A 25477-nucleotide genomic window follows, 5' to 3' on the forward strand; every position below is an offset into this window, starting at 1 on the left:
ATGACCGACGACATCTTTCTCTCGCTGATGAAGAACGCCCTGTGGACGGTGCTGCTGGTGTCGGCGCCGGCGCTGCTGGTGGCGATCGCCGTCGGCTTCGGCGTCGGTCTGCTGCAGGCGCTGACCCAGATCCAGGACCAGACGCTGCCGCAGGCGGTCAAGCTGGTCGCGGTGCTGCTGGTGCTGATTCTCTCGGGGCCGCTGCTGGCCGGGCAGATCGTCAATCTCACCGATCAGGTGCTGGACAATTTCGCCGCCTGGTCGCGCTGAGGAAACGTGACCTGACCGGCTGCGCTTTCTTCTTGAGAAATCCAAGAGACCGATGAACTACGACGATTTTGCCCGGTTCCTCACCGACTTCGCCTATCCGCTGATCGCGGCGGCCGCCGTCGGCGTGGCCCGGGCGCTGGGCATGGTGCTGGTGACGCCGGCCTTCAATCGCCTGGGGCTGACCGGCATGATCCGCTCCGCCGTGGCGGTGACGATCTCGCTGCCTCTGATCGTGCAGCTGTTCGACGCGATGGTGAACGCGGAGACCCTGTCGACCTTCAGCGTCGCCGGTATGGTGATCAAGGAGTTGCTGATCGGCGTCGCCATCGGCCTGGTCTTCGGCGTGCCGTTCTGGGCAGCCGAGGTGGCCGGCGAGCTGATCGACCTGCAGCGCGGCTCGACCATGGCGCAGATCGTCGATCCGATGGGCGCGACCGAAACCGGGGTGACCTCGACGCTGCTGACGATCACGCTGCTGGCACTGTTCTTCATCACCGGCGGCTTCATGCTGCTGCTCGACGGCTTCTATCGCAGCTATGCGCTGTGGCCGGCGGTGGACTTCGTGCCGCTGCTGTCGCAGACCTCGGCGATGGCGCTGCTCGGCCTGCTCGACCAGGTGATGCAGATCGGCGTACTGATGATCGCCCCACTGGTGATCGCGCTGCTGATCGCCGACCTGATGCTGGCCTACGTTGCCAGGATGGCGCCTAACCTTCACGCCTTCGATCTGTCGCTACCGATCAAGAACCTGCTGTTCGCGTTCCTGATGCTGATCTACGTGGTCTTCCTGATCCCGCTGATGGTCGACAAGCTCGATATCGTCGCGCTCAACATGGCGCGTCTCGAAGCTATTCTCGGCGCGATGCGATAGCCGCCGTCCACCCCACCAAAGCCATACAGTCCGTTACCCAGCGTTTCACCGCTGCCATCGGGGCGTCATCCGGCGCCGGAATACTGGAGATGTCTTCCCGCGATGCCGTCCCGTCCTGTTCATGGATCGAACGTCGGCGTCCTCGAGCCAACCTCCTTGTAGAGAGAACAAGCCGATGCGCGTCAACGATGATGTCACCCTCGACAAAGATCCGGTCTCGTCCGCCCCCACTCAGGTCTTCAACTCCTTGCTCAAGCTGGCGCAGAAAATGGCCAAGGAGGGGGGCGCGGAGAAAGAAGATCTCGAACCCGGCAGCCAGGCTTACGAGGAGACGCTGAATTCGCTGGCGGTGGACATGGCGGACGGCATCGACATCGACAAGCGCCGGGTTTCCAGTCTGACGGGGGGCGCCGCGGACAAGTTCGAGAAGCTGGTCACCGCCGAGCTCAACGCCCAGCGCGCCGACGGCAAGCGCCCCGATCTGTCCCAGGCGATCGACAACGCCAGGAAAGCGCTGTTCGACCGCATCGGGCATGCCCTCGACAACGCCGACCGCAACGCTGGCAAGGGCCTGGATGTCTTCGAAGGCTACTGGAAGCGCCACGGCGGCGAAGAGGCCGCGATCGACGCGGGTTATGACGCCTACGGCGACTTTCTGGCCGATACCACGCTGACCGACAACCCCGATTACGAAGACAACCTCAATGCGCTGGCCCTGGGGATGGCCGGCGGCACGCTGACCGACCAGCGCAAGATCCTGCATCTCGACGCATCGGACACGCTCTCCCAACTCTACAAGAATCTGATCCAGAACCGGATCGATCAGGGCGACGATACTCAGGAAGCGATGGATCACGTCAACGACGATCTGCGCGAGCGCATCGACAGCGTCGGCGGTGGTGACGTCGCCAATGTCTTCGACGGCTATTTCAAGCGTCACGGTGGCGAAGCCGACACCGAGAAGCTGGCCCAGGAGAGCTATCTGGCCAATCGCGACGAGGGCGACATCGCCTACGACGACACGCTGAATTCGCTCTCCTCCGACATGGCCGAAGGCATCGATATCGATGACCGCACGGTAAGACCGCTGACCGGAGAGGCCGCCAGCCAGTTCCGCCAGCTGGTGGCGTATCAACTCGACCAGCAGCGTGAGCGCGGCGATGCCCCGGATCTCCAGGCGGCCATCGACGACGCCAAGGAAGACCTCTTCGCGCGCACCGGCAACGCCTTGACCGATGCCGACAAGGACAGCGCCGATGGCCTCGATGTGCTCAACGGCTACTGGGAGCGTCATGGCGGCAAGGACGACGCCATCGATGCCGGCTACGCAGCCTACGACGACTTCCTCGCCGACCACACCGTGACCGACAACCCCAGTTACGAGGACAACCTCAACGCGCTCTCATCCGGCCTGGCAGGCAGCACCCTGACCGACTCGCGCCAGATTCTGCATATCGAAAGCTCGGAGACGCTGTCACAGCTCTACCAGAACCTGATCGACAGCAAGCTGAGCGACGGCGCCTCCCGCGAGGAGGCCACCGCCCAGGTCAACGACGACCTGCGCGAGCGGATCCGGCACGCGGCCGGAGACGATGGCAAGGCGGTCCAGAATGTCTTCGACGGTTACTGGTCGCGGCACGGCGGCGAGACCAACACCCAGCGCCTGTCCGACAACGCGGAGCTGGACACGGCGCGGCGCGATCACGACCTGCCGGCGTTCAGCGATGTCGACATCCAGTCGATGGAGACCAGCGAGAGCGACCCGGACGACAGTTCACGCAAGCTGACCGTCAGCGAGCTGACCTGGCAGAACCTGATCGAAGCGTGGAAGACGGGGATCGAGGACGGCAGCATCGACAAGAACGACGAGCGCGCCCAGTTCTACCGTGCCCTGCGCGCCCAGGGAGCGCTCGACAACGGCCTGGACCTGGTCGGCCTCGATATCTCGGAGGGGCTGAGCCTCGATCACGTCACCGGCGATGATCTGTCGTCGGTCATCGATGGCGAGAAACTCGATGCCAGCCTCGGCGAACTGTTCGCTTCCGAGGCCGTGCAGAAGGATTACCTGGAAGCCCAGGAAGGCGCCGTCGACAAGGTCGCCGACAAGGACGACATCGCATCGCGACTGGAGGAGACCGCCTTCAGCGAGGAGTACATCGACTACATCAACGACCTGCGCGAGAGCGGTCAGGGGGAACTCGCCGAGCAGGATATCTCGCGCACCTACAATGCGCTCTCGACACTGTTCCCGGCCACCGAAGAGAGCGACAAGGCGGCAGAATTCGCCCAGAATCTACAGCTCGACTCGATGATCACCGATCTCGACGATCTGCTCGCCGACCCCAACAACATCAACGATGCCAACCTGGCCGCTGGCACCCAGGACGTGGTCAAGACGGTCCTCACCGCGCTCAAGCGGGCCGGCATCGACATACCGCGACGCACGGCCGAGAGCATCGACAAGTTCGTGCACGAGTTCCTGAACAATGAGCAATCGGCGAAGACCTTCGGCAAGGCACTGCAGGAACTCGGCGACAAGTTCGAGAAAAACGGCAGCCTCACCGAGGCGGATATCAAGAAGACACTGAGCAAGGATGTCTACACTGCGCTCAACGAGAAGACCAACGGCGGCATGATGTCGCTGGTTTCTCACCTCAACGGCAATGGCGCGCTGGGTTCCGTTGGCGGCCTGATTTCACTCACTTCCGGTATTTATCAGCTCGCTGGCGGCCGTGTCTCCGACAAGGCGGAAGCGGGAGTCGCCATTACCAAGGAGCTGGTGAGTTTCCTCGGCGCGAGCCAGCATTTCGTCAATCTCGGCAGCAATATCATCGATACCGTCTCCGGCTCGAAACTCAACGAGATGCTGGGGCTGGACAAGACGCTGGACGGCATCTGGAGCACCGACAAGCCCACCCCGGGCAGTCAGGATCCGGACCGCTTCCTGCGCTTGAGCGAGAATTTCCAGAGCGTCGTCGATACGGCGTCCGTCGACGATCAGGGCAAACTCGGCAAGATACTGGATCTCACGCCCGAGGAGGCAGAAGCGGTAGTCAAAGGCGTCGACAAGGGCTTCACTTCCAACCCCGAGCTGCCAGGTGCAACGACCACGACACGGAGTATCAGCTCATTTCTTCGCGTGCTTGACGGTGCCGCCAACGGGACGGCCGGAGCGCTGGACATCGCCCTCGGCGGACTGATGATCAAGCGCGGCGCGGATAGCGGCGATGGCGCCACCATCGGCCAGGGCGCGGTGACCGTCGCGGCGGGCGCCTTCGGCCTTGCCGGCGGCGCCTCGTCGCTGGCCGCCCTCAAGGGCATTGCCGTCGCCCGCGCCGCCACCGGGCCGCTGTTCTGGATCTCCGCCGGCCTGACGCTGGCGACGCTGCCGTTCTCCATCGTCCAGGACATCAAGCGCACCAACGCGCTGGAAGGACACGAAGCCGACCTCAAGGAGCTCTTCACCTCTCTCGACGAGGATGGTCTACTGACCGAGGATGGCTTGACGCGCTACGAGTTCCTCGAAGCGTATGTCCGGAACTACGGCCAGCGCGACGCCCCGGACGACGAGAGCATCCTCGACTACCGTAGTGACGAGTACGAGTTCTACGTGCGGGAGGGCCATCTTCCCGACTCGACCTGGGACGATTTCGAACATGAGGACTACGCCGGCGATGGCAGCAATCTCGAGACCAAGATGGACGAGGGCTCGACCGTCGGTGCCTGACGCCTCGGCGGGTGAACGCCTCGCGCCATGAGCCAGCAGCCATCCGAGGAAAAGACGCTACCGCCGTCGACGAAGAAGCTGCGCGACGCCCGCAAGAAGGGCCAGGTCTCCAAGAGCGCGGACCTGGTCACGGCCATGGTGCTGCTGGCCTGTACACTCTACATCGCGGTCAGCGCCAGCCATATCATCGCCCGGGTTCAGGGCCTGCTCGACACCATCGCGCGGCTCTACACCGAGCCCTTCGACTCGCTGTGGCCGCGGCTGGTCGCGCAGGCGGGCGAAGTGCTGCTGCTCTCGGTGGTACCGCTGGTGGCACTCACCTTCGTGATCATCGTGCTGACCAACATCGTGGTGTCGCAGGGTTTCGTCTTCGCCACCGAACCGGTGCTGCCCAAGGCGGAGAAAGTCGATCCGGTGCAGGGGTTCAAACGCATCTTCTCGATGCGCGGCCTGATCGAATTCCTCAAGTCGCTGTTCAAGATGGTGGCGCTGGGGGTCGCCCTGATCGTGGTCTATGGCCTGGGCCTGCAGTCGCTGATGGAGTCGTCGAGCTGCGGGTTCGGCTGCATCCAGGGGACTTTTCTCGATCTGCTGCAGCCGCTGGTGATCACGGCGCTGATCGCGTTCCTGCTGGTGGGCGGCTTCGACGTGATGCTGCAGCGCTGGCTGTTCCGCCGCGACCAGCGCATGACCAAGACCGAGCAGAAGCGGGAACGCAAGGATCAGGAAGGCGACCCGACGATGAACCAGGAGCGCCGCAAGCGGCGGCGTGAGATGCATCAGCTGAACGCCAAGGTCGGCGTGCAGCACGCCTCGATGATGATCGGCACCGAAGATGGCTGGCTGGTCGGTATTCGCTACGTGCGCGGCGAAACACCAGTGCCGCTGGTCACCTGCAAGGCGTCGCCGGACCAGGCCGCGGCGCTGCTGGTGAGTGCCAACTCCCGCCACCTCCCCCGGGCAGCGGACGCCACGCTCGCTGCCAGCATCGCCAGACGGGCCAGCAACGGCGACCCGATACCCGACGGGACCTTCCAGTCGGTGGCTGACCTGCTGGTGGCTGCCAAGCTGATCTGAACGTCAGTCGACATCTTCCACGGCCAGCGCGCGGACGATCCAGCGCCGGAGATTGGCGGCGGTCGCCGATTCGCGATCGTACAGCAGGCGGTAGGTCATCGGCGCCACCACGCCGTCGACGAGGCGCTCCAGAGAAGGCACCGCCTCCTCGCCGCGCGCGAGCGCACGCTCCCGCAGTGTCGTCATGAGCGATTCGCTGTAGCGGCAGCAGCGCTCGCGACGGCCGTTATCCGCGCTGGCCATCACATCGTTGAGGGCGCGCTGCCCGGGCACCGAGGCCATCTCCTCGAGATACTGCTCGCCCCAGGCCTGTAGATCGCCAGCCAGGGTACCGGTATCTACGGGGTCTTCATCGGGGCGCATGCGCTCGACCGAGACATCGGCGACCAGTTCCGCCAGATTCCCCCAGCGCCGGTAGATCGTCGACGGCGTGACGCCGGCCAGTTCGGCGACCTGGGGCACCGTCAATTCATCGCGCGATTTGACCGCCTGCAGCTCGCGAACGGCCTGATGGACGGCTTCCTGTACCCGGGCACTGCGCCCGCCCGGTCTGACGGCTTCTTTGATCGGCATGGCGGTTCACTGATGAAGAATACAAACGCAAAATATTTGCTTTATGAGTCTGCTAAGTTCAAACTCTCTCTAACGCAAAATTTTAGCATTAATGGACACCCTCATGTCACCTCCATCTTCCTCCCCGTCGGCCAATGGCTATCCGGCCCCCCGGCTCGGTTCGCTGGTCTACTACGCGGTATTGATGGTGACGTTTCTCGCGGCCTCGAGCGCGCCGACGCCACTCTACCGGATCTATCAGACCAGCTGGCACTTCTCTACGACCTGGCTGACGCTGGTATTCGCGAGTTACGTCTTCGCGCTGCTGCTGGCGCTGCTGGTCACCGGTTCGCTATCCGATTACATCGGTCGGCGACCGGTAGTGGCGATCGCCATCGTCGGCGAGATTATGTCGCTGCTGCTGTTCGTGGTCGCCGACGGGCTCGCCTGGGTACTGGCGGCCAGGGTTCTGCAAGGCGTGGCCACCGGTATCGTGACCAGCGCCCTGGCCGCGGCGATGCTCGACAGCGACCATACACGCGGGCCGGTGCTGGCGAGCATCGCACCGCTCTCCGGGATGGGCATCGGCGCGCTGTTCGCCGGTCTGCTGGTGACCTACGCGCCGGCGCCGATGCGAATGGTCTATCTGGTACTGATCGTCCTGCTCGTCGTCATGGGTGTCTGTCTCAGGCGTATTCCGGAGAGCGTGACGCCGCGTCCCGGTGCCCTGGCGGCGCTCCGTCCCCGTGCGACGATTCCGCCATCCGTGCGCGGGCCACTGTTTCGGGTCATCCCGGCCGTCGTCTCCTCCTGGGCGCTGGGGGGCTTCTCGCTCTCGCTGGGGCCCACCCTGGTGGAGACGATCAGCGGTGTCCACAACCCGCTGGTGGGCTGCCTGATCACCTTCCTGCTCCCGTTCATCGGCGGCATCAGCGTGCTGGTCCTGCGCGCCCGACCGCCACGCCTGGCAGTGCTGCTCGGCACCGCCTGCCTGATCGTCGGCATGTTCGGCTTGCTGCTGGGAGTCCATCAACGGGCGGTAGGGATACTACTGGTCGGAACGGCGATCGCCGGCATCGGCTTCGGCGCCGCGTTCATGGGCGCCATGCGCGTCGTCATGCCCCTGGCACCGCCCACCGAGCGATCGGCGTTGATGGCAGCGTTCTACGTGATTTGCTACCTATCCGCCAGCACGCTGGCACTGGGTGGCGGGATCATGACACAGCACCTGGGCCTGATACCCACCACCTACGCCTACGGCAGTCTGGTGGCGCTGCTGTCACTGGCCGCGTTCTTCGGAACCTTGACCCAGCGTCCGCCCGAGTCCGAGCCCCGGGCGCAATGCACGAACCCGGCCTAGGCCGGGCTTTCGTCGGTCTGGCGTTCCAGCGTACGGCAGAGATCGCCGTCGAGCTTGAGCGCTGCCGCCAGTTGATCGAGCCAGGCCCGCTCCATCGGGTTCTGTTCGTCGACGATCGCCACGCTGGCCAAGTAGACCTCGCGCGCCGCCTGGGGTGAATCGGCAGCGCGGGCGATGGCATCGGCGTCCAGTGGCGCGGACATCTGCTGCTCCACCCAGGCGTGAAGTTCGTCATCCGCGCCCAAGGCGTCGATCTGCTCGGCCAGCGCGGCCCGCTCCTGGGCATCGATATGGCCGTCGGCACGCGCAGCGGCGATCATCGCCTGCAGGATCAACAGGCTGCGGGTCTCCTGCCGCTCGCCGGAGAGCTGCTCCAGCGGCTGGTCCGTTGCGTTCGTCGCCTCGGCGGGCGCCGATTTCTGCTCCTGATGCGCCTGCCAGGCTTTCCAGGCCAGGGCGCCCAGGCCAGCCAGGGCGCCGTACTTGATCGCCTTGCCGCCCATGCTACGCCCGCGCTTGCTGCCGACGAGCATGCCCAACGCACCACCGCCGAGCAGTGACTTGATGTCGAAACCGCTGCTGCCGGACTTCTGGCGCTGACCGCTACCCGCCTGCTTCATGAGCTGGGAAAGGATCCGTTGTGCGTTCATCTGCTGTACTCCGCTGCCTGTCGAGAAGAAGTGACGTCGCCAGCGACGCCCCCCGGGCCACGGCGCCGGCCAGGTGTGCCAGTTTGCCGCAGCGGCGGGTACTCAAGGCGCTGGCGCAAACGCCGATAAAACGTACTCGGCACCCACGCGGATCGGCGCCGTTCCGGCCGACACCCGCGTGGTGACGCCCGGCACTCGGATACTAAGGGAAGGCAGGTGAACCAAGCATGAAACGTCTCGCAGACATGACCGTGAAGACCAGCTGGCTGCTGGTACTGGTGGCATTCACTCTCCTGGTGCTGGGGGTCGCGGGGTTGGCCGCCTACGCCGTCAACACCGATGTCTCGCCGGGGTTGATCAACGCCGGCATTGTCGCTGCGGTGGTGGCGACCCTGGTCCTGGTGGCGATCGTGCTGTGGGGCGTGACGGTCAACGTGATTCGTCCTCTGGAGCGGCTGGTGGCGCACTGCGAGAAGCTCGCCGCCGGCGACCTGTCGGTGCCGGTGGAGCGCCGCGGCAACAATGAGATCGGGCGGCTGTTCGCGGCCATGGCGCAGACCCAGAGCCATCTCTCGCGCACCGTCGGCAACGTACGCAACGCCTGCGACAACGTGCTCGACGGCGCCAGCGGCATCGCCCAGGGCAACACCGACCTCTCCTCGCGCACCGAGCAGCAGGCGGCATCGCTGGAGGAGACGGCCGCCAGCATGGAGCAACTGACCTCGACCGTTCGCCAGAACGCCGACAACGCCGCCCAGGCCAGCCAGTTGGCGAACGAGGCCACCGGCGTGGCGCACCGCGGTGGCGAGGTGGTCGGCGGCGTGGTGAGCACGATGCACGAGATCAGCGAGAACTCGCGCCAGGCGGTGACGCTGCTCGACGCCATCGACGCGGTGGCGTTTCAGACCAATATCCTCGCCCTCAACGCCTCGGTGGAGGCAGCCCGCGCCGGCGAGCAGGGCCGCGGCTTCGCCGTGGTCGCCAACGAGGTGCAGACACTGGCCAGGCGTTCCGCCGATGCGGCCAAGGCGATCCGCGACCTGATCCAGCGCTCCGCCGAGCGAGTCGAGAGCGGCGCCGCCCTGGCCGACAAGGCGGGTACCACGATGAACGACATCGTCACCTCGATCACCCGGGTCAGCGAGATCATGCACGAGATCGCCGCGGCGTCGGAGGAGCAGAACCACGGCATCACCCAGGTCAATCAGGCGGTGACCCAGATGGATCAGGTCACCCAGCAGAACGCCGCCCTGGTGCAGCAGGCCGCCAACGCCGCGCGGGCGCTGGAGGAAGAGGCCAACGAACTGCAGTCGGTGGTTGCGGTATTCCGCCTCGACGCCCGCACCGCGACCAGCCCGCGACGCCCGCAGGCCACCCCGCTGCCGGCAGCGAGCGCCAAGCCTGCAAACGCCCGGCCGGCCCGGCGCCGCGAGTCGGAAGCCGCCGAGTGGGAGGCGTTCTAGGCGTCTCGTCGGCGGGCTTCGCTAGTCGATGATCGTGGGCCGCTGCGGCTGGGCATGAAAGGCGAACGCATCCTCGATGTCCCGGGCGATGACCCTAGGCTCGGAGAGTGGCGGCAGCGCCGTGGGCGAGAAATAGGCGGCATCGTGCACTTCATGCCCGGGATCGAGCGGAGCAGCATCGAGCCGCTCACAGAGAAAGAACAGCTTGTAGAAATCGAGCACGTCGGCGGGATAAGCGTGCTTCGCCTTGTGGCGGACGGCGTAGAGCCGCTTGGCTTCGACCTTGACGCCAGCCTCTTCCCACACTTCCTTGATCGTGTTTTCGGCAGCCGAGAGCCCGACCTCGGCGTAGCCGCCGGGCATCGTCCAGCGTCCGTCCATCTTCTCCCTGACCAGCAGAATCCTGCCGTCGTCGATGATCGCCGCGCGCACATCGATCTTGGGGGTGACATGACCCTTGCCCTCGCCCAGGGCCAGGTTCACGTGGCCGATGGGGATATCGCCCAACGCCGACATCATCGATGCCGAAATCTCGGCGACTTCTTCATAGCGCTCGCGATCGAACTTGTCGCGGCAGTAGTGAAGCCCGGTATCGGCCAGCGCCGCGAGCCGCTTGGCCCAGGCAAGCCATTGATCTTCCATGGGTCGGTTTCCGATCGCAGAGGGTGGATGACGATGCAGGTTCGGCTAAAGACTAACAACTGTGGCCGAGGACGTCAGGCAACCACGTAGCGCGGGCATGAAAAAGCCCTTCCGAGGAAGGGCTGGTGTCGACGTGATAGCGGCATCAGCCGGCCGCAGGCGCCTCGTGTTCCGGCCGGGGGCCGTGATTCGGGCCATCATGCGGACCGCGCGGCGGCTTGGTCAGCGCTTCGAATGCTGCGACCTGCTCGTCATCCAGGACCGAGGAGAGCGCGCTGTGACGCTGCTCCAGCAGTTGCTTGAGCTGGGCACCGCGAGCGTCCCGCGATTCGCCATCGCCCTTCATGTCGGGGCGCTTCAACTGATGCAGGCCATCGAAGAAGGTGCGCTCGGCGTTGAGCACCTTGGCGCTCTGTGCCTGATCGAGATTCCAGGTCGCGAACAGCGGCGCATAGCGCTGCTCGAGCTGGGCGGTCATCTGCTCGGGATCCAGGCGCGGTCCGCCGTGGTGACGCATCATCGGACGCGGGCGCTCCAGCATCTGGTAGGCGTGCAGCTGTTCATCGCTGAGCACGTCGCTGAGTTGCTCGCGCTGCTGCTGGAGCAGGGACTCGATGGCGGCACGGCGCTGCTCCGGCGCAACCTTGCCATCGGCATCGCCGCGCAACTGGTGCAGGCCAGCGCGGAACTCGCTGTCAGCCTTGGCCAGACGGGCCAGCTTGTCCTCATCGAGGTTCCAACTGGCGACCACCGCCTCCTTGAGCGGGTTGGCGTGGGCCATGGGTGCCTCGTGGGGCGCAGGCGGTCTGGGCTGTTCGGTGGGAGCGGCCATGGCCAACGGTGACAAGGTGGAAGCGGCAACGGCCAGCGCGATGAGTGACTTGTGAAATTTCATGACTTCGACTCCGGTTGCGCACCGAGACAAGGTGCAGAAGCACTATCGCGCGACTTCGTGCAGGCAGTGTGCAGCGAGCGAGGAAGGTCATTCCACGACATTGGCTGGTCTGCCGCGACCGCGAGATTCGGACAGACACAAAAAAGCCGCCCTGGGCAGGGCGGCTTTTGTCGAGACAGGCCGTCGGATCAGAACGCCCAGTCCTCGTCTTCCGTACTGACTGTCTTGCCGATCACGTAGGAAGAGCCGGAGCCGGAGAAGAAGTCGTGGTTCTCGTCGGAGCCGGGCGAGAGCGCGGCGAGGATCGCCGGGCTGACGTCGGTGACGCTGGCCGGGAACAGCGCCTCGAAGCCCAGGTTCATCAACGCCTTGTTGGCGTTGTAGTGGAGGAACTTCTTGACGTCTTCGGTCAGGCCGACGTCGTCGTAGAGCGCCTCGGTGTACTTGACCTCGTTGTCATAGAGCTCGTGGAGCAGCTCGTAGGCGTAGATCTTGATCTCTTCCTGACGCTCCGCCGGCAGCTGGGCCAGCTGGCGCTGGAACTTGTAGCCGATGTAATAGCCGTGGATCGCCTCGTCGCGAATGATCAGGCGAATCAGGTCGGCGGTGTTGGTCAGCTTGGCGCGGCTGGACCAGTACATCGGCAGGTAGAAGCCGGAGTAGAACAGGAACGACTCCAGGAACACGCTGGCAATCTTGCGCATCAGCGGGTCTTCACTGCGGTAGCGCTCGAGGATCAGTTCCGCCTTCTTCTGCAAAAACGGGTTCTCCTCGCTCCAGCGGTAGGCGTCGTCGACGTCGCGAGTGGCGCACAGCGTCGAGAAGATCGAGCTGTAGGAGCGCGCGTGGACCGACTCCATGAAGCTGATGTTGGTGAACACCGCCTCTTCGTGCGGCGTGAGCGCATCCTCGATCAGCACCGGCGCGCCGACCGTGCCCTGGATGGTGTCGAGCAGCGTCAGGCCGGTGAAGACGCGGATGGTGAGCTGCTGCTCGTGCTCGGTCAGGGTGTTCCACGCGGGAATGTCGTTGGAGAGCGGAATCTTCTCCGGCAGCCAGAAGTTGCCGGTGAGCCGGTTCCAGACCTCCAGGTCCTTGTCGTCCTGGAGGCGGTTCCAGTTGATCGCATCGACCCGGTTGAGATGACGGGCGGCGGAGGTAGGCATATCCATGAGATGTTCTCGTTCGGTTGGCGCCGAGCCCGCGGCTCGGCGCGTTCAAACAGATTCAGGCTTACAGCGTGCAGGAAACGCAGCCTTCGACTTCCGTTCCCTCGAGAGCGGCCTGGCGCAGACGAATGTAGTAGATCGTCTTGATGCCTTTGCGCCAGGCGTAGATTTGCGCGCGGTTGACGTCACGCGTGGTCGCGGTGTCGCGGAAGAACAGCGTCAGCGACAGGCCCTGATCGACGTGCTGCGTCGCTTCGGCGTAGGTGTCGATGATCTTCTCCGGGCCGAGCTCGTAGGCGTCCTGATAGTACGCCTGATTCTCGTCGGTCAGGTACGGCGCCGGATAGTAGACCCGACCCAGCTTGCCTTCCTTGCGGATCTCGACCTTGGCCGTCACCGGGTGGATGCTCGAGGTCGAATTGTTGATGTACGAGATCGAGCCAGTGGGCGGAATCGCCTGCAGGTTGCGGTTGAACAGCCCGTGGGCCATCACCGATGCCTTGAGTTCGCGCCAGTCGTCCTGGGTCGGGATGGCGATGCCGCTCTTCTCGAACAGACCGCGCACCTTCTCGGTCTTCGGTTCCCACGCCTGCTCGGTGTACTTGTCGAAGTACTCGCCGCTGGCATAGGTCGACTGCTCGAAGCCGGCGAAGCGCTGGTCGCGCTCGATGGCGATACGGTTGGACGCCCGAAGGGCATGGAACGCGATGGTGTAGAAGTAGATGTTGGTGAAATCCAACCCCTCTTCGCTGCCATAGAGAATGTGCTCGCGGGCCAGGTAGCCGTGCAGGTTCATCTGCCCCAGGCCGATGGCGTGCGACTTGGCGTTGCCTTCGGCGATCGACGGCACCGAGGTGATGTTGCTCATCTCGGAGACCGCGGTCAGACCGCGAATGGCCGCCTCTACCGTGGTGCCGAAGTCCGGCGAATCCATGGTCTTGGCGATGTTGAGCGAGCCCAGGTTGCAGGAGATGTCCTCACCGATATGACGATAGCCGAGATCGTCGTCGTACTCGGTGGGCGTATTGACCTGCAGGATCTCCGAGCAGAGGTTCGACATGTTGATCCGGCCGTGGATCGGGTTGGCACGGTTTACCGTGTCCTCGAACATCAGATACGGATAGCCGGACTCGAACTGCAGCTCGGCGATGGTCTGGAACAGTTCGCGGGCGTTGATCTTCTTCTTGCGGATACGACCGTCGGCGACCATCTCCTCATACTTCTCGGTGACGCTGATGTCGCCGAACGGCACGCCGTAGATGCGCTCCACGTCGTAGGGCGAGAACAGGTACATCTCCTCGTTGCGCTTGGCCAGCTCGAAGGTGATGTCCGGCATCACGATGCCGAGCGACAGCGTCTTGATGCGGATCTTCTCGTCGGCGTTCTCGCGCTTGGTGTCGAGGAAACGCAGGATGTCCGGGTGGTGGGCGTTGAGATAGACCGCCCCGGCACCCTGACGCGCGCCCAGTTGGTTGGCGTAGGAGAAGGCGTCCTCGAGCATCTTCATGATCGGGATGATGCCGGAGGACTGGTTCTCGATGCGCTTGATCGGCGCGCCGGATTCCCGCACGTTGGAGAGCGAGAACGCCACCCCGCCGCCACGCTTGGAGAGCTGCAGCGCGGAGTTGATCGAGCGCCCGATGGACTCCATGTTGTCCTCGATGCGCAGCAGGAAGCAGGAGACCAGCTCGCCGCGCTGGCGCTTGCCGCAGTTGAGGAAGGTCGGTGTCGCCGGCTGGAAGCGGCCGTGGATGATCTCCTCGACCAGTTGTCGCGCCAGGGTCTCGTCGCCGCGCGCCAGGCTCAATGCCACCATGCAGACGCGGTCTTCGAAACGCTCGAGGTAACGCTTGCCGTCGAAGGTCTTGAGCGTGTAGCTGGTGTAGTACTTGAACGCGCCCAGGAAGCTCTGGAAACGGAATTTCGCCGCGTAGGCCTGATCGAACAGTGCCGTCACGAAGCCGAAGTCGTACTGGTCGAGCACCTGCTGCTCGTAGTAGCCCTCTTCCACCAGGTAGTCGAGCTTTTCCTTCAGCGAGTGGAAGAACACCGTGTTCTGGTTCACGTGCTGCAGAAAATACTGACGCGCCGCTTCCTTGTCCTTGTCGAGCTGCAGACGGCCGTTGGCGTCATACAGGTTCAACATGGCATTGAGCGCGTGGTAATCGAGCGCCTTGGCATTGTGGTCGGCACTGACGGCAGGCCGCACGGTCGTACCCGTATCTAGGCTGAGCGTTTCCAAAATTCGGTCACCCCTGCAAGGACTCGATGGACATCTTCTGCCGTGCCCATCAGTTCGAAACGATAGAGAAGCGGTACCCGACACTTGTTCGCGACAACCCGTCCCGCCAGGCCAAAGGCCTCGCCGAAATTGGTGTTGCCGCCGGCGATGACGCCGCGAATCAGGGACCGGTTATGTTCGTCATTCAGAAAGCGAATGACTGGCGCGGGCACCGCGGAGCGCGGATCACCGTCACCATAGGTCGGTACTACGAGAATATAGGGTGTCTCGACCTGCAGGGGTGGGTCGCTTCGGTTCAGCGGAATCCGGCTGGCCGGCAGACCCAGTTTTTCGACGAAGCGCCGCGTATTGCCTGATTTGGTCGAAAAATAGACCAGCCCAGCCATGACGGTCTCCTGCGCCCCTGCGCGGTTTCGGCAGCGCGGGCGAAGCCAGCGCTAGCCGGAAAGATTCGAGCCTGAAAGATGCGAAGCGATCGGATCAGGCGACCAGCGTGCTGATCTTGTCCGGACGGAACCCGGCCCAGTGATCTTCACCCGCGACCACGACCGGCACCTGGCGGTAGCCGAGATTTTGAACGCGCTGCATGGCATCGGCGTCTTGGGTCAGATCAACCACGGTATAGTCGATTCCTTGCTTGTCCAGAGCGCGGTAGGTGGCGTTGCACTGGACGCAGGCCGGCTTGCTATAGATCGTGATGCTCATGATAACCATCCTTGACAGGGAAAGACGCCATCGACAGCCGATGGTGCAGGCTATGGCGGTTGGGAAATCACGGTTTCGCACCGCTCCCGCCGCCTCTGGAAAAACACTATATATGGTAGCCGGCGGTTTTTCCAAGCATAGATGTGGTCTTTTTCTGTCAACATCCTGTGGATAATTTCGGACGACTCGGGAGCCCGCATGGTAGCCGGCTTCCCGCCCTGTCAAGGTCGAAAATCGAGTGCGGTTGCAGCCGAAAACGCCGGGAGAGTTGTGTCTCCCGGCGTCTCTGAACACACTATCTGGTAGTGGAAGGGAATGGGTAGGGCAGCGTGACGAAGGTCGATCCAGGCGTGGCGGCGCGACGATGCGCCAGCCACGGAGGCGCTTCGATCAGCGCTTCTTGATCTCGTGTCCGCCGAATTCGTTGCGCATGGCGGAGAGCAGCTTGTCACCATAGGAGTCCTGCTCGCGCGAGCGCAGCCGTTCGAGCAGAGAGAGAGTGATCACCGGCGCGCTGACCTCGAGTTCGATCGCCTCGTCCACGGTCCAGCGCCCCTCGCCGGAGTCCGAGACATAGGGCGCGATACCCTCCAGCGATGGATTCTTTTCCAGTGCATCGGCGGTCAGGTCGAGCAGCCAGGAGCGCACCACGCTGCCGTAGCGCCAGATCTCGGCGATCTGATGCAGATCGAGCTCGAAATCCTTGCGCTCCATGATCGCGAAGCCCTCGGCGTAGGCCTGCATCATGCCGTACTCGATGCCGTTGTGGACCATCTTGGTGAAGTGACCCGCGCCGCTGGGCCCGACATGCCCCCACCCCTTGTCCGCGGCGGGTGCGAGCGCTTCGAACAGCGGCCGGAGCGATTCGACCACGTCGGTCTCACCGCCCACCATCATGCTGTAGCCCTCGGCGAGCCCCCAGACGCCGCCGCTGGTGCCGACATCCACATAGTGCAGCCGACTCGTGCGCGACTGCGCCGCGCGGCGCAGCGTGTCCTTGTACATCGAGTTGCCGCCGTCGATGATCACGTCGTCGGCGGCCAGCAGCGGTTCGAGTTCGGCGATCAGCTTGTCCACTGGCGGGCCTGCAGGCACCATCAGCCAGACGATCCTGGGTGACGGCAGCGCGTCGACTGCCGCCGCCAGCGACACCGCCGGCTCGATGCCTTTATCCGCCGCCCTGGCCCTCGCCTCCTCGCTGGGATCGACGCCCACCACGCGATGGCCGTTGCGTACCAGGCGCTCCGCCATATTGGCGCCCATGCGCCCCAAGCCCACCATTGCAAGATCCATACGAACTCCTGTCGAGCGTGAACGGAGATGACGGGGCTGGCCCGCCAGTCGCTAACTTGCCGAACGGGTCAAATGACCGGCGATCAGGCGCCGAATGGGCCAGGCCGTCTCGCCGGCTCTCAATACCGCCTTGCGTAACAGCCTGGCCGGTGGCCGATCATCGGTATAGAGCCCGACGATCGCCAAGGTTGCCGCGAACAGCGGGCCTGTCGCCAGCCGCTGTTCGCGCTGATACCGCCTGAGCAGAGCCGGCGAGGCGATGTCGCGCCCCTGCTGGCGTGCCTCGCCAACCAGCTCCGCCAGCCTGGCGAGGCCCTGCAGGCCGAGATTGAAACCATGGGCCGTCACCGGGTGCATGCCGACGGCGGCATCACCGATCAGCGCCTGACGGTGACCGACGAAACGCTCGGCATAGACGCTGACCAGCGGATAACAGTGCGGCTCGGCGATCCGATGCATGGCGCCGAGCCGACCCTCGAAACGCCGGGTGATATCGGCGTCGAACGCCGCGTCGCTCAGCGCCAACTGCTGCGCCATCGCCTCGGGGGAGAGGGTGAGCACCAGCGACGAGCAGTGGGTATCGACCGGCAACAACGCCAGGGTCTGACCGTAGCCGAACCACTCCCAGGCGGTCTGGTCGTGAGGCTCGTCGTGGTGCATCCGGCAGACCAGCATCTGCTCGCCGTGCTGGTAGGTACGGGCCGGAATCCCCATGGCCCGCCGCGTAGTGGAGAAGCGGCTGTCCGCTGCCACCAGCAGCGAAGCCTGGACACGTTCGCCACTGCCGAGCTCGATATCGACCGCTGCCTCGTTGGCCTGGAACCGCACGATCTCGCCTTCGTCGCGCCACAGGATATCCCCCGCTCCCGGCGCTTCCGGCTGCAGGGCACCGTAGGCAGCCCGACGAATCACCCGATTGGGTACCAGGCAACCGAGCGGGTCGTCCCGGGTGGCGCCCGGCGCGATCTCCATCGCGAACAGTGACTGGCCGTCGAAGACCTTGGCGGCTCGCATTCGGGCCCGTTCAGCGGGATCGATACCCGACCAGACGCCGAGTCGATCGAGGATCTGCTGCGATGCTCGGGTCAGCGCGATCTCGCGCCCGTCGTTGCCAGGGTCCGCCATTGCCGACCTCGGCTGGCGATCGATCAGCATCGAACTCACGCCCTGGCGCGACAGTGCATTGGCGAAACAGAGGCCGATCGGCCCCGCGCCGACGATGGCGACATCGACCTGCGTGGTCGGGGTTGAATCATCCATTCCTACCGCTCCCTAGCCTCAATGGGCGTAACGGTAACGGAAAAGCCCTCGGCGGCGAAGTCGCCACGCCTGTCGAGCGTCGCGCTCGAGGAGCAACGGCGTGGCGCCCGGCGAGACACGAACGGCGCCGAGTTGGCGGTGCCCTGCCGGCTCGACGCCGGAGCGAGCTCTCAATGCCCTTCGCCATGAATGTTGATGTGCCCGGTCTTGTCCCGGAATATCTTCTCCTCGAACTCGACTTCCAGGTGCTTGTCGCCCTTCTGCCTGAGCCGGTGATACTCCAGGCCACTGAAGCTCAATTCGAGCTGATCGTCGTATTCGTCGAGCAGGCGCTTGAATTCGCCAACGTTGATAATCATGCCATCTCCTTTTTCTCGAGGGGACGTCGAACTCCTTCCGACACTCCAAGCCTAGACCATGATGCGGGTTCGGAGTTTCCTCGTCACATCGAGGATCGCGGACGGTCATCACCGCGCTTGGACAGAAGCGCCTGGTTGCTCTAGCGTAGAGCGGCGCCAGCAAGGCGTCTCATCGCCCTATCATCGATACTCGCGGATCGTTTCACCGGAACCCCGTCGGGGTTTCTTTTCCAGCCAGGAGTATGAATTCATGAATCTTCGTTTCCTCTCCGCCGCCCTGTTGACCGCGTCCATCGCCGCCTCACCCATGGCGTCGGCCTTCAGCTTCGACAGCGTCAAGAAAAACGCCGGCGAGGTGATGTCCGGGCACTCCTCCCAGGGTCAGGGGGCAGGCGCCACCGGCGGCGCCTCGCTGCTCAGCTCGCTCGGCTCCGGGTCGATGAATCTCGGCAGCATGCAGAATGTGGCCGGGGTGCTGGGCTACTGCCAGCAGCAGGGCTATACCGAGAGCACGACCGACCAGGTCAAGAGTCGCCTGCTCGAGAAAGTCGGCGGCCAGAGTCAGGCCAAGGAGGATGCCGGCTATCAACAGGGCCTGAACGGCCTGCTGCAGGGCGGCAATGGTCAGACCTTCAGCCTGACCAATCTCAAGGAGCAGGCAGGTAAAAAGGCCTGCGGCATGATCACCGACAAGGCCATGTCCTCTTTCCTCGGCGGCTGACACTCGCCCTCGCGCCATTCAATCCCGCTCCACGGGCGTCCCCGCCGCTCCCGGCTCACGGCAACGGGGCGCCCGTTCCTGCGGCGACGGCCATCCTCGCCGCTCCGGCTCATGGCGGATCATCGGCCTCGTCACGTCGCCGACAGAACTCGACGAATCGCTCGATCAACGGACTGCGATACTTGTCGCGGTGCAGCACCAGACTGAACTCCCGGGTCATATCCAGGTCCAGTTCGATCTCGACCAGACGTCCATCTCTCAAGGCGTGTCGCGCCTCCAGCGCGGAGAGGCAGGTCAGCCCGAGCCCGGCCGCGGCGGCGTTGATGATCGCCTCCGCCGAGTTGATCTCCAGGCTCAGTTCCCACTGGGGTAACCGCGGGGCGATGAACCGCATGAACTGCTCCCGGGTGCCGGAGCCCGGTTCCCGCAGCAGCCACGCGTACTCTGCCAGCCTCTCGACCGCCACCGGCCCCAGGGCTGCCAGCGGGTGATCGCGGGAGGCCGCCACCAGCATCCGGTCGCGGCGCCACGGCAGCACGTGGAAACGCTCTCCGGCGACGCGGCCCTCGATCATGCCGACGTCCAGCTCGAACGCTTCCAGCGCGGTGCAGATCGAGGCACTGTTGGCGATGGTGATCCGCTGATCACGATGTCCGCTCTCGACCCGGAAGTCCCGCAACAGCGTCGGCAACAGCTGGTGGCCGATGGTGTAACTGGCGCCGATATGGAGATGCCCGCCCAGGGCATCGTTGTCGAACAGCTGCTCGATCGCTTCGCTGCGGGCCAACAGCTCATCCGCCATCGGCAGCAGCCGCCGCCCCTGGTCGTTGAGATAGAGTCGGTTGCGGTGGCGATCGAAGAGCGTGCGACCGCACTGCTTCTCCAATTCCGCCAGCGCGATGCTGACCGCCGGCTTGGTCAGGAACAGCGTCGCTGCCGCGGCGGTCAAGGTGCGCTCGCGCGCCACCGCGACGAACACTTGAAGCTGACGGAACGTGATCGCCATTGCTTCCTCGCTTTGATCAAACCTCGTTCGTTGAATTTTATAAAACGACCAGTAAACAAAGTTAAAATATAACGATAGCGCAAAATGCCATAAGGTGTCTCCATCGATCATGAGGAGACCCTCCATGCCGACCCTGACCCAACGTCTTCAGACTGCGCCGACGCCGATGGCCGGCCTGGCGCTGGGGATCTCCAGCCTGGGCTGGAGCTGGGAGAGTTTCGCGCCCCTCGAGGGCAGGGCGCAGTTGGCCGGTGCGATAGCCGCGACGGTGCTGCTGTTGATCCTCAGTGCCAAGTTCGTGCTTCACCCTCGGCTGCTGTGGACGGACCTGGCCCACCCGGTCGTCGGCAGCGTCGTGCCAACCTTCGCCATGGCGCTGATGGTGGTCTCGAAAGCCGCCGGTGAATGGCTGGCGCCTTCCGTCGGTGTCGCGCTCTGGCTCGTGGCGGTAGCGCTGCACCTGAGCTTTCTCGTCGCCTTCGTGGTACACCGGGCGCGGGCGTTCGAACTCCACCACATGGTACCGGCGTGGTTCGTGCCGCCGGTGGGGATCATCGTCGCCGACGTGGCGTTTCCGGGCGTCTCGGCACTGCATCCGTTGGCGATCGGCCTGCTCTATCTCGGCATGGGTCTCTACGCCATCCTGCTGCCGGTCATGATCTACCGACTGATCTTCGCCGACGAGATCCCCGATCCCGCCAAACCGACCATCGCCATCATGGCGGCACCGGCCAGCCTGTCACTGGCCGGCTACCTCACCGTCGTCGAGACGCCGTCGCCGCTGCTGGTCGCACTGCTGGGCGGCATCGCGGTCCTGATGACCCTGATCATCTATCTGGCCTTTTTCAAGCTGCTGCGCCTGCCCTACAGCCCAGGATATGCCGCCTTCACCTTTCCCATGGTGATCGGCGCCACGGCCCTGGCGAAGACCGCCGACTGGATGCAGACCCACGGCTTCAGCGCCCACGATGTCGCGATCGTCCACGCCCTGGCAACGCTGGAGGTGATCGTCGCCAGCGTCATCGTCGGCTATGTGGCGCTGCGCTATCTCGGTTTCTATCTACGCGGCTGGCGTGCCGGCGCCCTGACCCGCACGGTCTGAGAAAAGCGCCCTGGAACGAGCCGACGGCCCCACGTGGCAGATCGCGCCGGCATGCGCCACACTCGGAAACATGCCGACTTCCCTGAAAAGCCCTCGCGACATGCCTGCCTGGCGTCTCTGCCTCGTTGGCCTGCTGACGCTGCTGCCGTTCGAGCCGGCGGCCGCGGCCCTGGCCACCGACAAGCGGGAGAGCGTCGTCGAGCGCGCTGGCGCCCTGCCGCGCAGCCATACCCTGCTGGTCGCCATCGATGGCGAGACCGTCATCGAAGAGGGCTTTCGCGGCCACGCGACCGACGAGACGGCCAATATCAAGTCGCTCTCCAAGACGCTGATCTCGGCCCTGGTGGGCGCGGCCATCGACCGCGGCGTGATCGAGAGCGTCGATCAGCCCGTCGTCGAGCTGCTGGGGGCCCGGGCCCCCGCGGATGTCGACCCACGCGTCAGCGAGATCACCGTCGGTAACCTGCTGTCGATGCAGGCCGGACTGGAGCGCACCTCCGGCGGCAACTATGGCGCCTGGGTGACGAGCGCGAACTGGGTCGGCGATGCCCTGACGCGCCCCTTCGTCGCCGAGATCGGCGGGCGCATGCTCTACTCCACCGGCAACAGCCACCTGCTCTCCGCCGCACTGACCGAGGCCTCCGGGCGCAGCACGCTGGCGCTGGCCCGGGACTGGCTGGGCGATCCGCTCGGTGTTGCCGTTCCGCCGTGGACGCGGGACCCGCAAGGGATCTACTTCGGTGGCAACGAGATGGGCCTGACGCCACGCGCGCTACTGCGATTCGGCGAGCTCTATCGCCAGGGTGGCATGCACGAGGGACAGGCCATCATCTCCGCCCACTGGATCGAGCAGTCGTGGCAGCCCCGCACCCGCTCGTTCTTCAACGGCGATGACTACGGCTATGGCTGGTTCATCACCGAACTCGCCGGCGAACCGGTCTACTACGGCTGGGGCTACGGTGGCCAGCTGCTCTACGTCATCCCCTCCCGCGCCATGACCGTCGTCATGACTTCCGATCCCACCCCGCCCTCGAACGGCAGCGCCTACAACACCCGTGTCGAGGCACTGGTCAGAGAGTTGATCGAGGCGACAGCCACGAACGAAGCGACCGCCAGCGCCGAAGGCGGCTAGCACGACAAAAATCGCTTATCCCTGGCCAAAGAAAAATCGATTGGACGCTAACGTCCGAAATCGGTTTCCTCTTATCAAGCGACTCACTCCAACTCCAAACACAATCGAGAGCGCACCATGAGACGTTCAATGCTCGCCGCGACGCTCGCGGCACTATCCGCTGTCGCCTTGACCACGGCCGCCCATGCCGAGACCTGGCGCATGGCTACCAAGATGCCGGTCGACAGTCCGGAAGGAGAGCTCTTCCAGGCGTTCGCCGACAAGGTCGAGCAGTACACCGACGGCGAACTCACCATTCAGGTATTTCCCAACGAACAGCTCGGCAAGGAAGACGCCATCCTCGAGCAGTTGCAGTCGGGGGTCGTCACGATCTACGCCGAAGGCTTCAATTTCCTGAAGCGCTGGGAGCCCGACCTGGCCTGGGTCGTGGCACCGTTCGCCTTCGACGATTACGATCACTGGTCGCGTTTCATGAACTCCGAGCTGGTCGACGGCTGGTTCGAGCATGCCGCCGAGAAGTCCGGCATCGTGCCGCTCGGCGACCCCTCCGCTATCGTGCGCGGGCCCTATCGTGTGCTGGTCTCCAATAAGCCGGTCGCCGGGCTTCAGGACGTCGACGGCCTGAAAATGCGCATGCCGGCCAATCAGTTGCTGATGAAAGTCTGGGACAACCTGGGCGCCCAGGTCATGACTCTCCCATGGACGGAGGTCTATCAATCGATCTCCAAGGATATCGTCCAGGCGGTTACCAGCCCCGTTGCCATGGTCGAGTCGATGCGTTTCAACGAGGTAGCGCCCTACATGGCGCGTACCAACGAGTACTATCAGTCGATCGGCTTCATGACCAACCGGGCAGCGCTCGATGCGCTGGACGACGACACTCGGGCCGGCCTGATGCGGGCCTACCGGGAAACCGGCAAGGAGAGCCATGACGCCCTGGCCAAAGTGACCCGGGCCAGCCTCGAGCGAATGCAGCAACATGGCCTGAGCTATACCGAACTGGATACGCAGCCATTCATCGAGCGCACCCAGCAGCTCTATCGGCAGATGGATACCGCCGGCGATCTACCCGAGGGGTTCCTGCAGACGGTCAAAGACACTCGCGGCGCAGCGGAGTGATGACGCCATGAGTGAGCAAGACAACGTCATTCGACGCCTGGTGGCGGGTGCCGATCGAGCGCTGTGGACGCTCGGCGGGGCCTGCCTGTGGCTCTGCAATCTGTGCCTTCTTGCGATGCTCGCACTGACGGCGGCCACTTTTCTGCTGCGTCCTTTCGATGTCTCGGTGTGGTGGTTCTGGCCGTGGACCATGGTGCTGTTCATCTGGCTGAGCTTCTTCGGCTTCTTCGCCATCTACGTCCGCCTCAAGGACGTGCGTATCGACTTCCTGGTCAAACGCCTTGGCCAAGCCGGCGATATCGTCAGTCGCTTGCTCTCCGATGCGGTCGGCTTGGGCGTCAGCGTGATTCTGGTGCAACAGGCCCCTACGGTGATGGCTTCCGCCGCCGGGTTCGTCGAGGGCGTGCTGCTGCCCTGGGGTGACGAGCTTCCGCGGCAGGCGCTGTTCGTGCCGCTCTTCATCTCCAGCGCGCTGGTGGCCCTGACCGCACTCGTCGATATCGCCAAGTGCTGCGTCGGCCTCCCCGAGAATACCGCGCCACTCCATCCGGAGGTGGCACCATGATCTACGTTCTGTTTGGCGTCTTCCTGATGCTGATCCTGCTGCGGGTACCGATTTCGATCGCCATCGGCGGCGCGGTGACCCTCGCCTTTCTCACCTCGGATTTCTCGACGGCCCTGCAGATCATTCCGCAGCAGATGCTGGAGGGGGTCAACAAGGCCTCGCTGACGGCCGTGCCGTTCTTCATCATGGCCGGCAACCTGATGAACGTCACCGGTGTCACCGACCGCATCTTCGCCTTCGCCAATGCGCTGGTGGGTCACTTCCGTGCCGGGCTGGCGCAGGTCAACGTCCTCTCCTCGATGATCTTCGCCGGCATCTCCGGCGCTGCGGTCGCGGATTGCGCCGGCCTGGGAGCGATCGAGATCAAGGCGATGCGCGAGCGAGGCTATCGCGCGGACTTCTCCGCCGCCATCACCGTGGCCTCCTCGGTGATCGGGCCGTTGATCCCGCCTTCCATCGGGCTGGTGATCTACGCCTTCCTGGCCCAGGTCTCCATTGAACGCATGTTCCTGGCAGGACTGGTCCCGGGGCTGCTGGTGGGCTTGTCGCTGATGCTCTATCTGCGGCTGCGCGCGACTCGCGAAACGTTCCCCATGCAACCACGCGCCTCGCGACGGGAGATCGCGGTGACTGGCAGGCACGGCTTCCTGGCCCTGCTGGCGCCAGCGATCATTCTCGGCTCGATCATGACCGGTTTCGTCACCGCGACCGAAGCGGGCGTGCTGGCATGTCTCTACTGTATCGGACTGGGGCTATGGTATCGCGAGCTGACCTGGCGAAAGTTCCGTGAGGCGCTCACCGACACCACTTCGATGACGGCAGTGATCATGATCATCATCGCCTTTTCCATTGCCATGGGCTGGGTGCTGGCGATCGAGCAGGCGCCTCAACACATCGCCAACCAGATGTTCGCCCTGACCGACAACCGCTACGTGTTCCTGATGCTATTGCTGGTCTTCATCGTCGTGGTCGGCTGCGTGGTCGAAGGTGTGCCGGCCAAGCTGATCCTGGTGCCGACGCTGCTGCCGGTGATCGACGCCTACGGTATCGACCGCGTGCACTTCGGCATCATCATCCAGCTCGGCCTGCTGCTCGGCATCGCCACGCCGCCGATGGGGATCGGACTCTACATCGTCTCGAAGGTCGGTCGCGTCCGCTTCGAAGACGTCACGCTGGCCGTCCTTCCCATGCTGGTTCCGCTGTTCCTGGTGCTGCTGTTGATCACCTTCGTTCCCGGCGTGGCGACCCTTCTGCCTGACCTGCTGCTGGGGCCTTCGTGAACCGTCCCGACGCGAAG

At 64.3% G+C, this 25477-nt stretch carries 24 protein-coding genes; 12 read left to right on the forward strand and 12 right to left on the reverse strand.

Annotated features, from left to right (window positions below; translation table 11 throughout):
- From sctS to DOM45_RS01100, 4 genes are all read left to right on the forward strand, one after another.
- Positions 1-270, forward strand: coding sequence for a type III secretion system export apparatus subunit SctS (sctS, locus tag DOM45_RS01085; protein ID WP_110597669.1), 270 nt, complete (start codon positions 1-3; stop codon positions 268-270).
- A gap of 52 nt (positions 271-322) precedes the next feature.
- Positions 323-1141: a type III secretion system export apparatus subunit SctT gene (gene sctT, locus DOM45_RS01090; protein WP_110597670.1), complete on the forward strand. Its 819-nt coding sequence runs from the start codon at positions 323-325 to the stop codon at positions 1139-1141.
- Between the two features lie 175 nt (positions 1142-1316).
- On the forward strand, positions 1317-4868 hold the full coding sequence (locus DOM45_RS01095) for a hypothetical protein (RefSeq protein WP_110597671.1): 3552 nt from the start codon (positions 1317-1319) through the stop codon (positions 4866-4868).
- 27 nt (positions 4869-4895) lie between these two features.
- Entirely contained in the window at positions 4896-5945 is a 1050-nt protein-coding gene (locus DOM45_RS01100; protein ID WP_110597672.1) for an EscU/YscU/HrcU family type III secretion system export apparatus switch protein, read from the forward strand.
- 3 nt (positions 5946-5948) lie between these two features.
- Here the strand turns inward: DOM45_RS01100 and DOM45_RS01105 are convergent, their stop codons facing one another.
- Positions 5949-6518: a TetR/AcrR family transcriptional regulator gene (locus DOM45_RS01105; protein WP_110597673.1), complete on the reverse strand. Its 570-nt coding sequence runs from the start codon at positions 6516-6518 to the stop codon at positions 5949-5951.
- A gap of 103 nt (positions 6519-6621) precedes the next feature.
- Between DOM45_RS01105 and DOM45_RS01110 the strand changes: the two genes are divergently transcribed.
- Positions 6622-7857: an MFS transporter gene (locus DOM45_RS01110; RefSeq protein ID WP_110597674.1), complete on the forward strand. Its 1236-nt coding sequence runs from the start codon at positions 6622-6624 to the stop codon at positions 7855-7857.
- On the opposite strand, the gene DOM45_RS01115 is transcribed toward DOM45_RS01110, so the two are convergent.
- Positions 7854-8507 carry a tellurite resistance TerB family protein gene (locus DOM45_RS01115; RefSeq protein ID WP_110597675.1) on the reverse strand — a complete coding sequence of 218 codons (654 nt, stop codon included), beginning with the start codon at positions 8505-8507 and terminating at the stop codon, positions 7854-7856. The two genes, DOM45_RS01110 and DOM45_RS01115, sit on opposite strands and share 4 nt — an antisense overlap.
- Positions 8508-8734: 227 nt before the next feature.
- Between DOM45_RS01115 and DOM45_RS01120 the strand changes: the two genes are divergently transcribed.
- Positions 8735-9970 (forward strand): methyl-accepting chemotaxis protein, encoded by a 1236-nt coding sequence (locus tag DOM45_RS01120; RefSeq protein WP_110597676.1) that lies wholly within the window; start codon positions 8735-8737, stop codon positions 9968-9970.
- A 21-nt stretch (positions 9971-9991) separates the two neighbouring features.
- Here DOM45_RS01120 and DOM45_RS01125 read toward each other — a convergent pair whose 3' ends face one another.
- The 9 genes from DOM45_RS01125 to DOM45_RS01165 form a co-directional block, all read right to left on the reverse strand.
- Positions 9992-10612, reverse strand: a complete 621-nt coding sequence (locus DOM45_RS01125; protein ID WP_110597677.1) for an NUDIX hydrolase — start codon at positions 10610-10612, stop codon at positions 9992-9994.
- 145 nt (positions 10613-10757) lie between these two features.
- The gene (locus DOM45_RS01130) at positions 10758-11507 is read right to left on the reverse strand and encodes a hypothetical protein (RefSeq protein ID WP_110597678.1); all 750 of its coding nucleotides are present in this window, start codon (positions 11505-11507) and stop codon (positions 10758-10760) included.
- A 188-nt stretch (positions 11508-11695) separates the two neighbouring features.
- Complete coding sequence (gene nrdF, locus DOM45_RS01135; RefSeq protein WP_425353319.1) at positions 11696-12679, reverse strand: class 1b ribonucleoside-diphosphate reductase subunit beta; 984 nt, start codon at positions 12677-12679, stop codon at positions 11696-11698.
- Between the two features lie 61 nt (positions 12680-12740).
- Complete coding sequence (nrdE, locus tag DOM45_RS01140; RefSeq protein ID WP_232822119.1) at positions 12741-14885, reverse strand: class 1b ribonucleoside-diphosphate reductase subunit alpha; 2145 nt, start codon at positions 14883-14885, stop codon at positions 12741-12743.
- A 14-nt stretch (positions 14886-14899) separates the two neighbouring features.
- Positions 14900-15304, reverse strand: a complete 405-nt coding sequence (gene nrdI / locus DOM45_RS01145) for a class Ib ribonucleoside-diphosphate reductase assembly flavoprotein NrdI (protein WP_110597680.1) — start codon at positions 15302-15304, stop codon at positions 14900-14902.
- Between the two features lie 94 nt (positions 15305-15398).
- Positions 15399-15623, reverse strand: coding sequence for a glutaredoxin-like protein NrdH (gene nrdH / locus DOM45_RS01150; RefSeq protein ID WP_071230919.1), 225 nt, complete (start codon positions 15621-15623; stop codon positions 15399-15401).
- A gap of 390 nt (positions 15624-16013) precedes the next feature.
- A complete protein-coding gene (gnd, locus tag DOM45_RS01155) occupies positions 16014-16916 on the reverse strand; it encodes a phosphogluconate dehydrogenase (NAD(+)-dependent, decarboxylating) (RefSeq protein WP_110597681.1) in 903 nt (300 codons plus the stop codon).
- A 51-nt stretch (positions 16917-16967) separates the two neighbouring features.
- A complete protein-coding gene (gene ubiM / locus DOM45_RS01160) occupies positions 16968-18176 on the reverse strand; it encodes a 5-demethoxyubiquinol-8 5-hydroxylase UbiM (RefSeq protein ID WP_110597682.1) in 1209 nt (402 codons plus the stop codon).
- 170 nt (positions 18177-18346) lie between these two features.
- Complete coding sequence (locus DOM45_RS01165; RefSeq protein ID WP_110597683.1) at positions 18347-18535, reverse strand: hypothetical protein; 189 nt, start codon at positions 18533-18535, stop codon at positions 18347-18349.
- A 250-nt stretch (positions 18536-18785) separates the two neighbouring features.
- Here DOM45_RS01165 and DOM45_RS01170 point away from each other — a divergent pair, with 250 nt between their 5' ends.
- On the forward strand, positions 18786-19256 hold the full coding sequence (locus tag DOM45_RS01170) for a DUF2501 domain-containing protein (protein WP_157958320.1): 471 nt from the start codon (positions 18786-18788) through the stop codon (positions 19254-19256).
- 109 nt (positions 19257-19365) lie between these two features.
- On the opposite strand, the gene DOM45_RS01175 is transcribed toward DOM45_RS01170, so the two are convergent.
- Entirely contained in the window at positions 19366-20262 is an 897-nt protein-coding gene (locus tag DOM45_RS01175) for a LysR substrate-binding domain-containing protein (protein WP_110597685.1), read from the reverse strand.
- Positions 20263-20386: 124 nt separating this feature from the next.
- Between DOM45_RS01175 and DOM45_RS01180 the strand changes: the two genes are divergently transcribed.
- The 5 genes from DOM45_RS01180 to DOM45_RS01200 all read left to right on the forward strand — a co-directional run bounded on the left by DOM45_RS01180 (position 20387) and on the right by DOM45_RS01200 (position 25460).
- On the forward strand, positions 20387-21364 hold the full coding sequence (locus DOM45_RS01180; RefSeq protein WP_110597686.1) for a TDT family transporter: 978 nt from the start codon (positions 20387-20389) through the stop codon (positions 21362-21364).
- A 70-nt stretch (positions 21365-21434) separates the two neighbouring features.
- Positions 21435-22496 carry a serine hydrolase domain-containing protein gene (locus tag DOM45_RS01185; RefSeq protein WP_240612248.1) on the forward strand — a complete coding sequence of 354 codons (1062 nt, stop codon included), beginning with the start codon at positions 21435-21437 and terminating at the stop codon, positions 22494-22496.
- A 117-nt stretch (positions 22497-22613) separates the two neighbouring features.
- The gene (locus tag DOM45_RS01190) at positions 22614-23615 is read left to right on the forward strand and encodes a TRAP transporter substrate-binding protein (RefSeq protein WP_205909362.1); all 1002 of its coding nucleotides are present in this window, start codon (positions 22614-22616) and stop codon (positions 23613-23615) included.
- Between the two features lie 7 nt (positions 23616-23622).
- Positions 23623-24180, forward strand: coding sequence for a TRAP transporter small permease subunit (locus DOM45_RS01195; RefSeq protein WP_110597689.1), 558 nt, complete (start codon positions 23623-23625; stop codon positions 24178-24180).
- The gene (locus DOM45_RS01200) at positions 24177-25460 is read left to right on the forward strand and encodes a TRAP transporter large permease (protein ID WP_110597690.1); all 1284 of its coding nucleotides are present in this window, start codon (positions 24177-24179) and stop codon (positions 25458-25460) included. Before DOM45_RS01195 ends, DOM45_RS01200 begins: the two co-directional genes overlap by 4 nt.
- The last annotated feature ends 17 nt before the right edge of the window (positions 25461-25477 follow it).

The organism is Salinicola lusitanus (assembly GCF_003206045.1).
GTDB lineage: Bacteria > Pseudomonadota > Gammaproteobacteria > Pseudomonadales > Halomonadaceae > Salinicola > Salinicola lusitanus.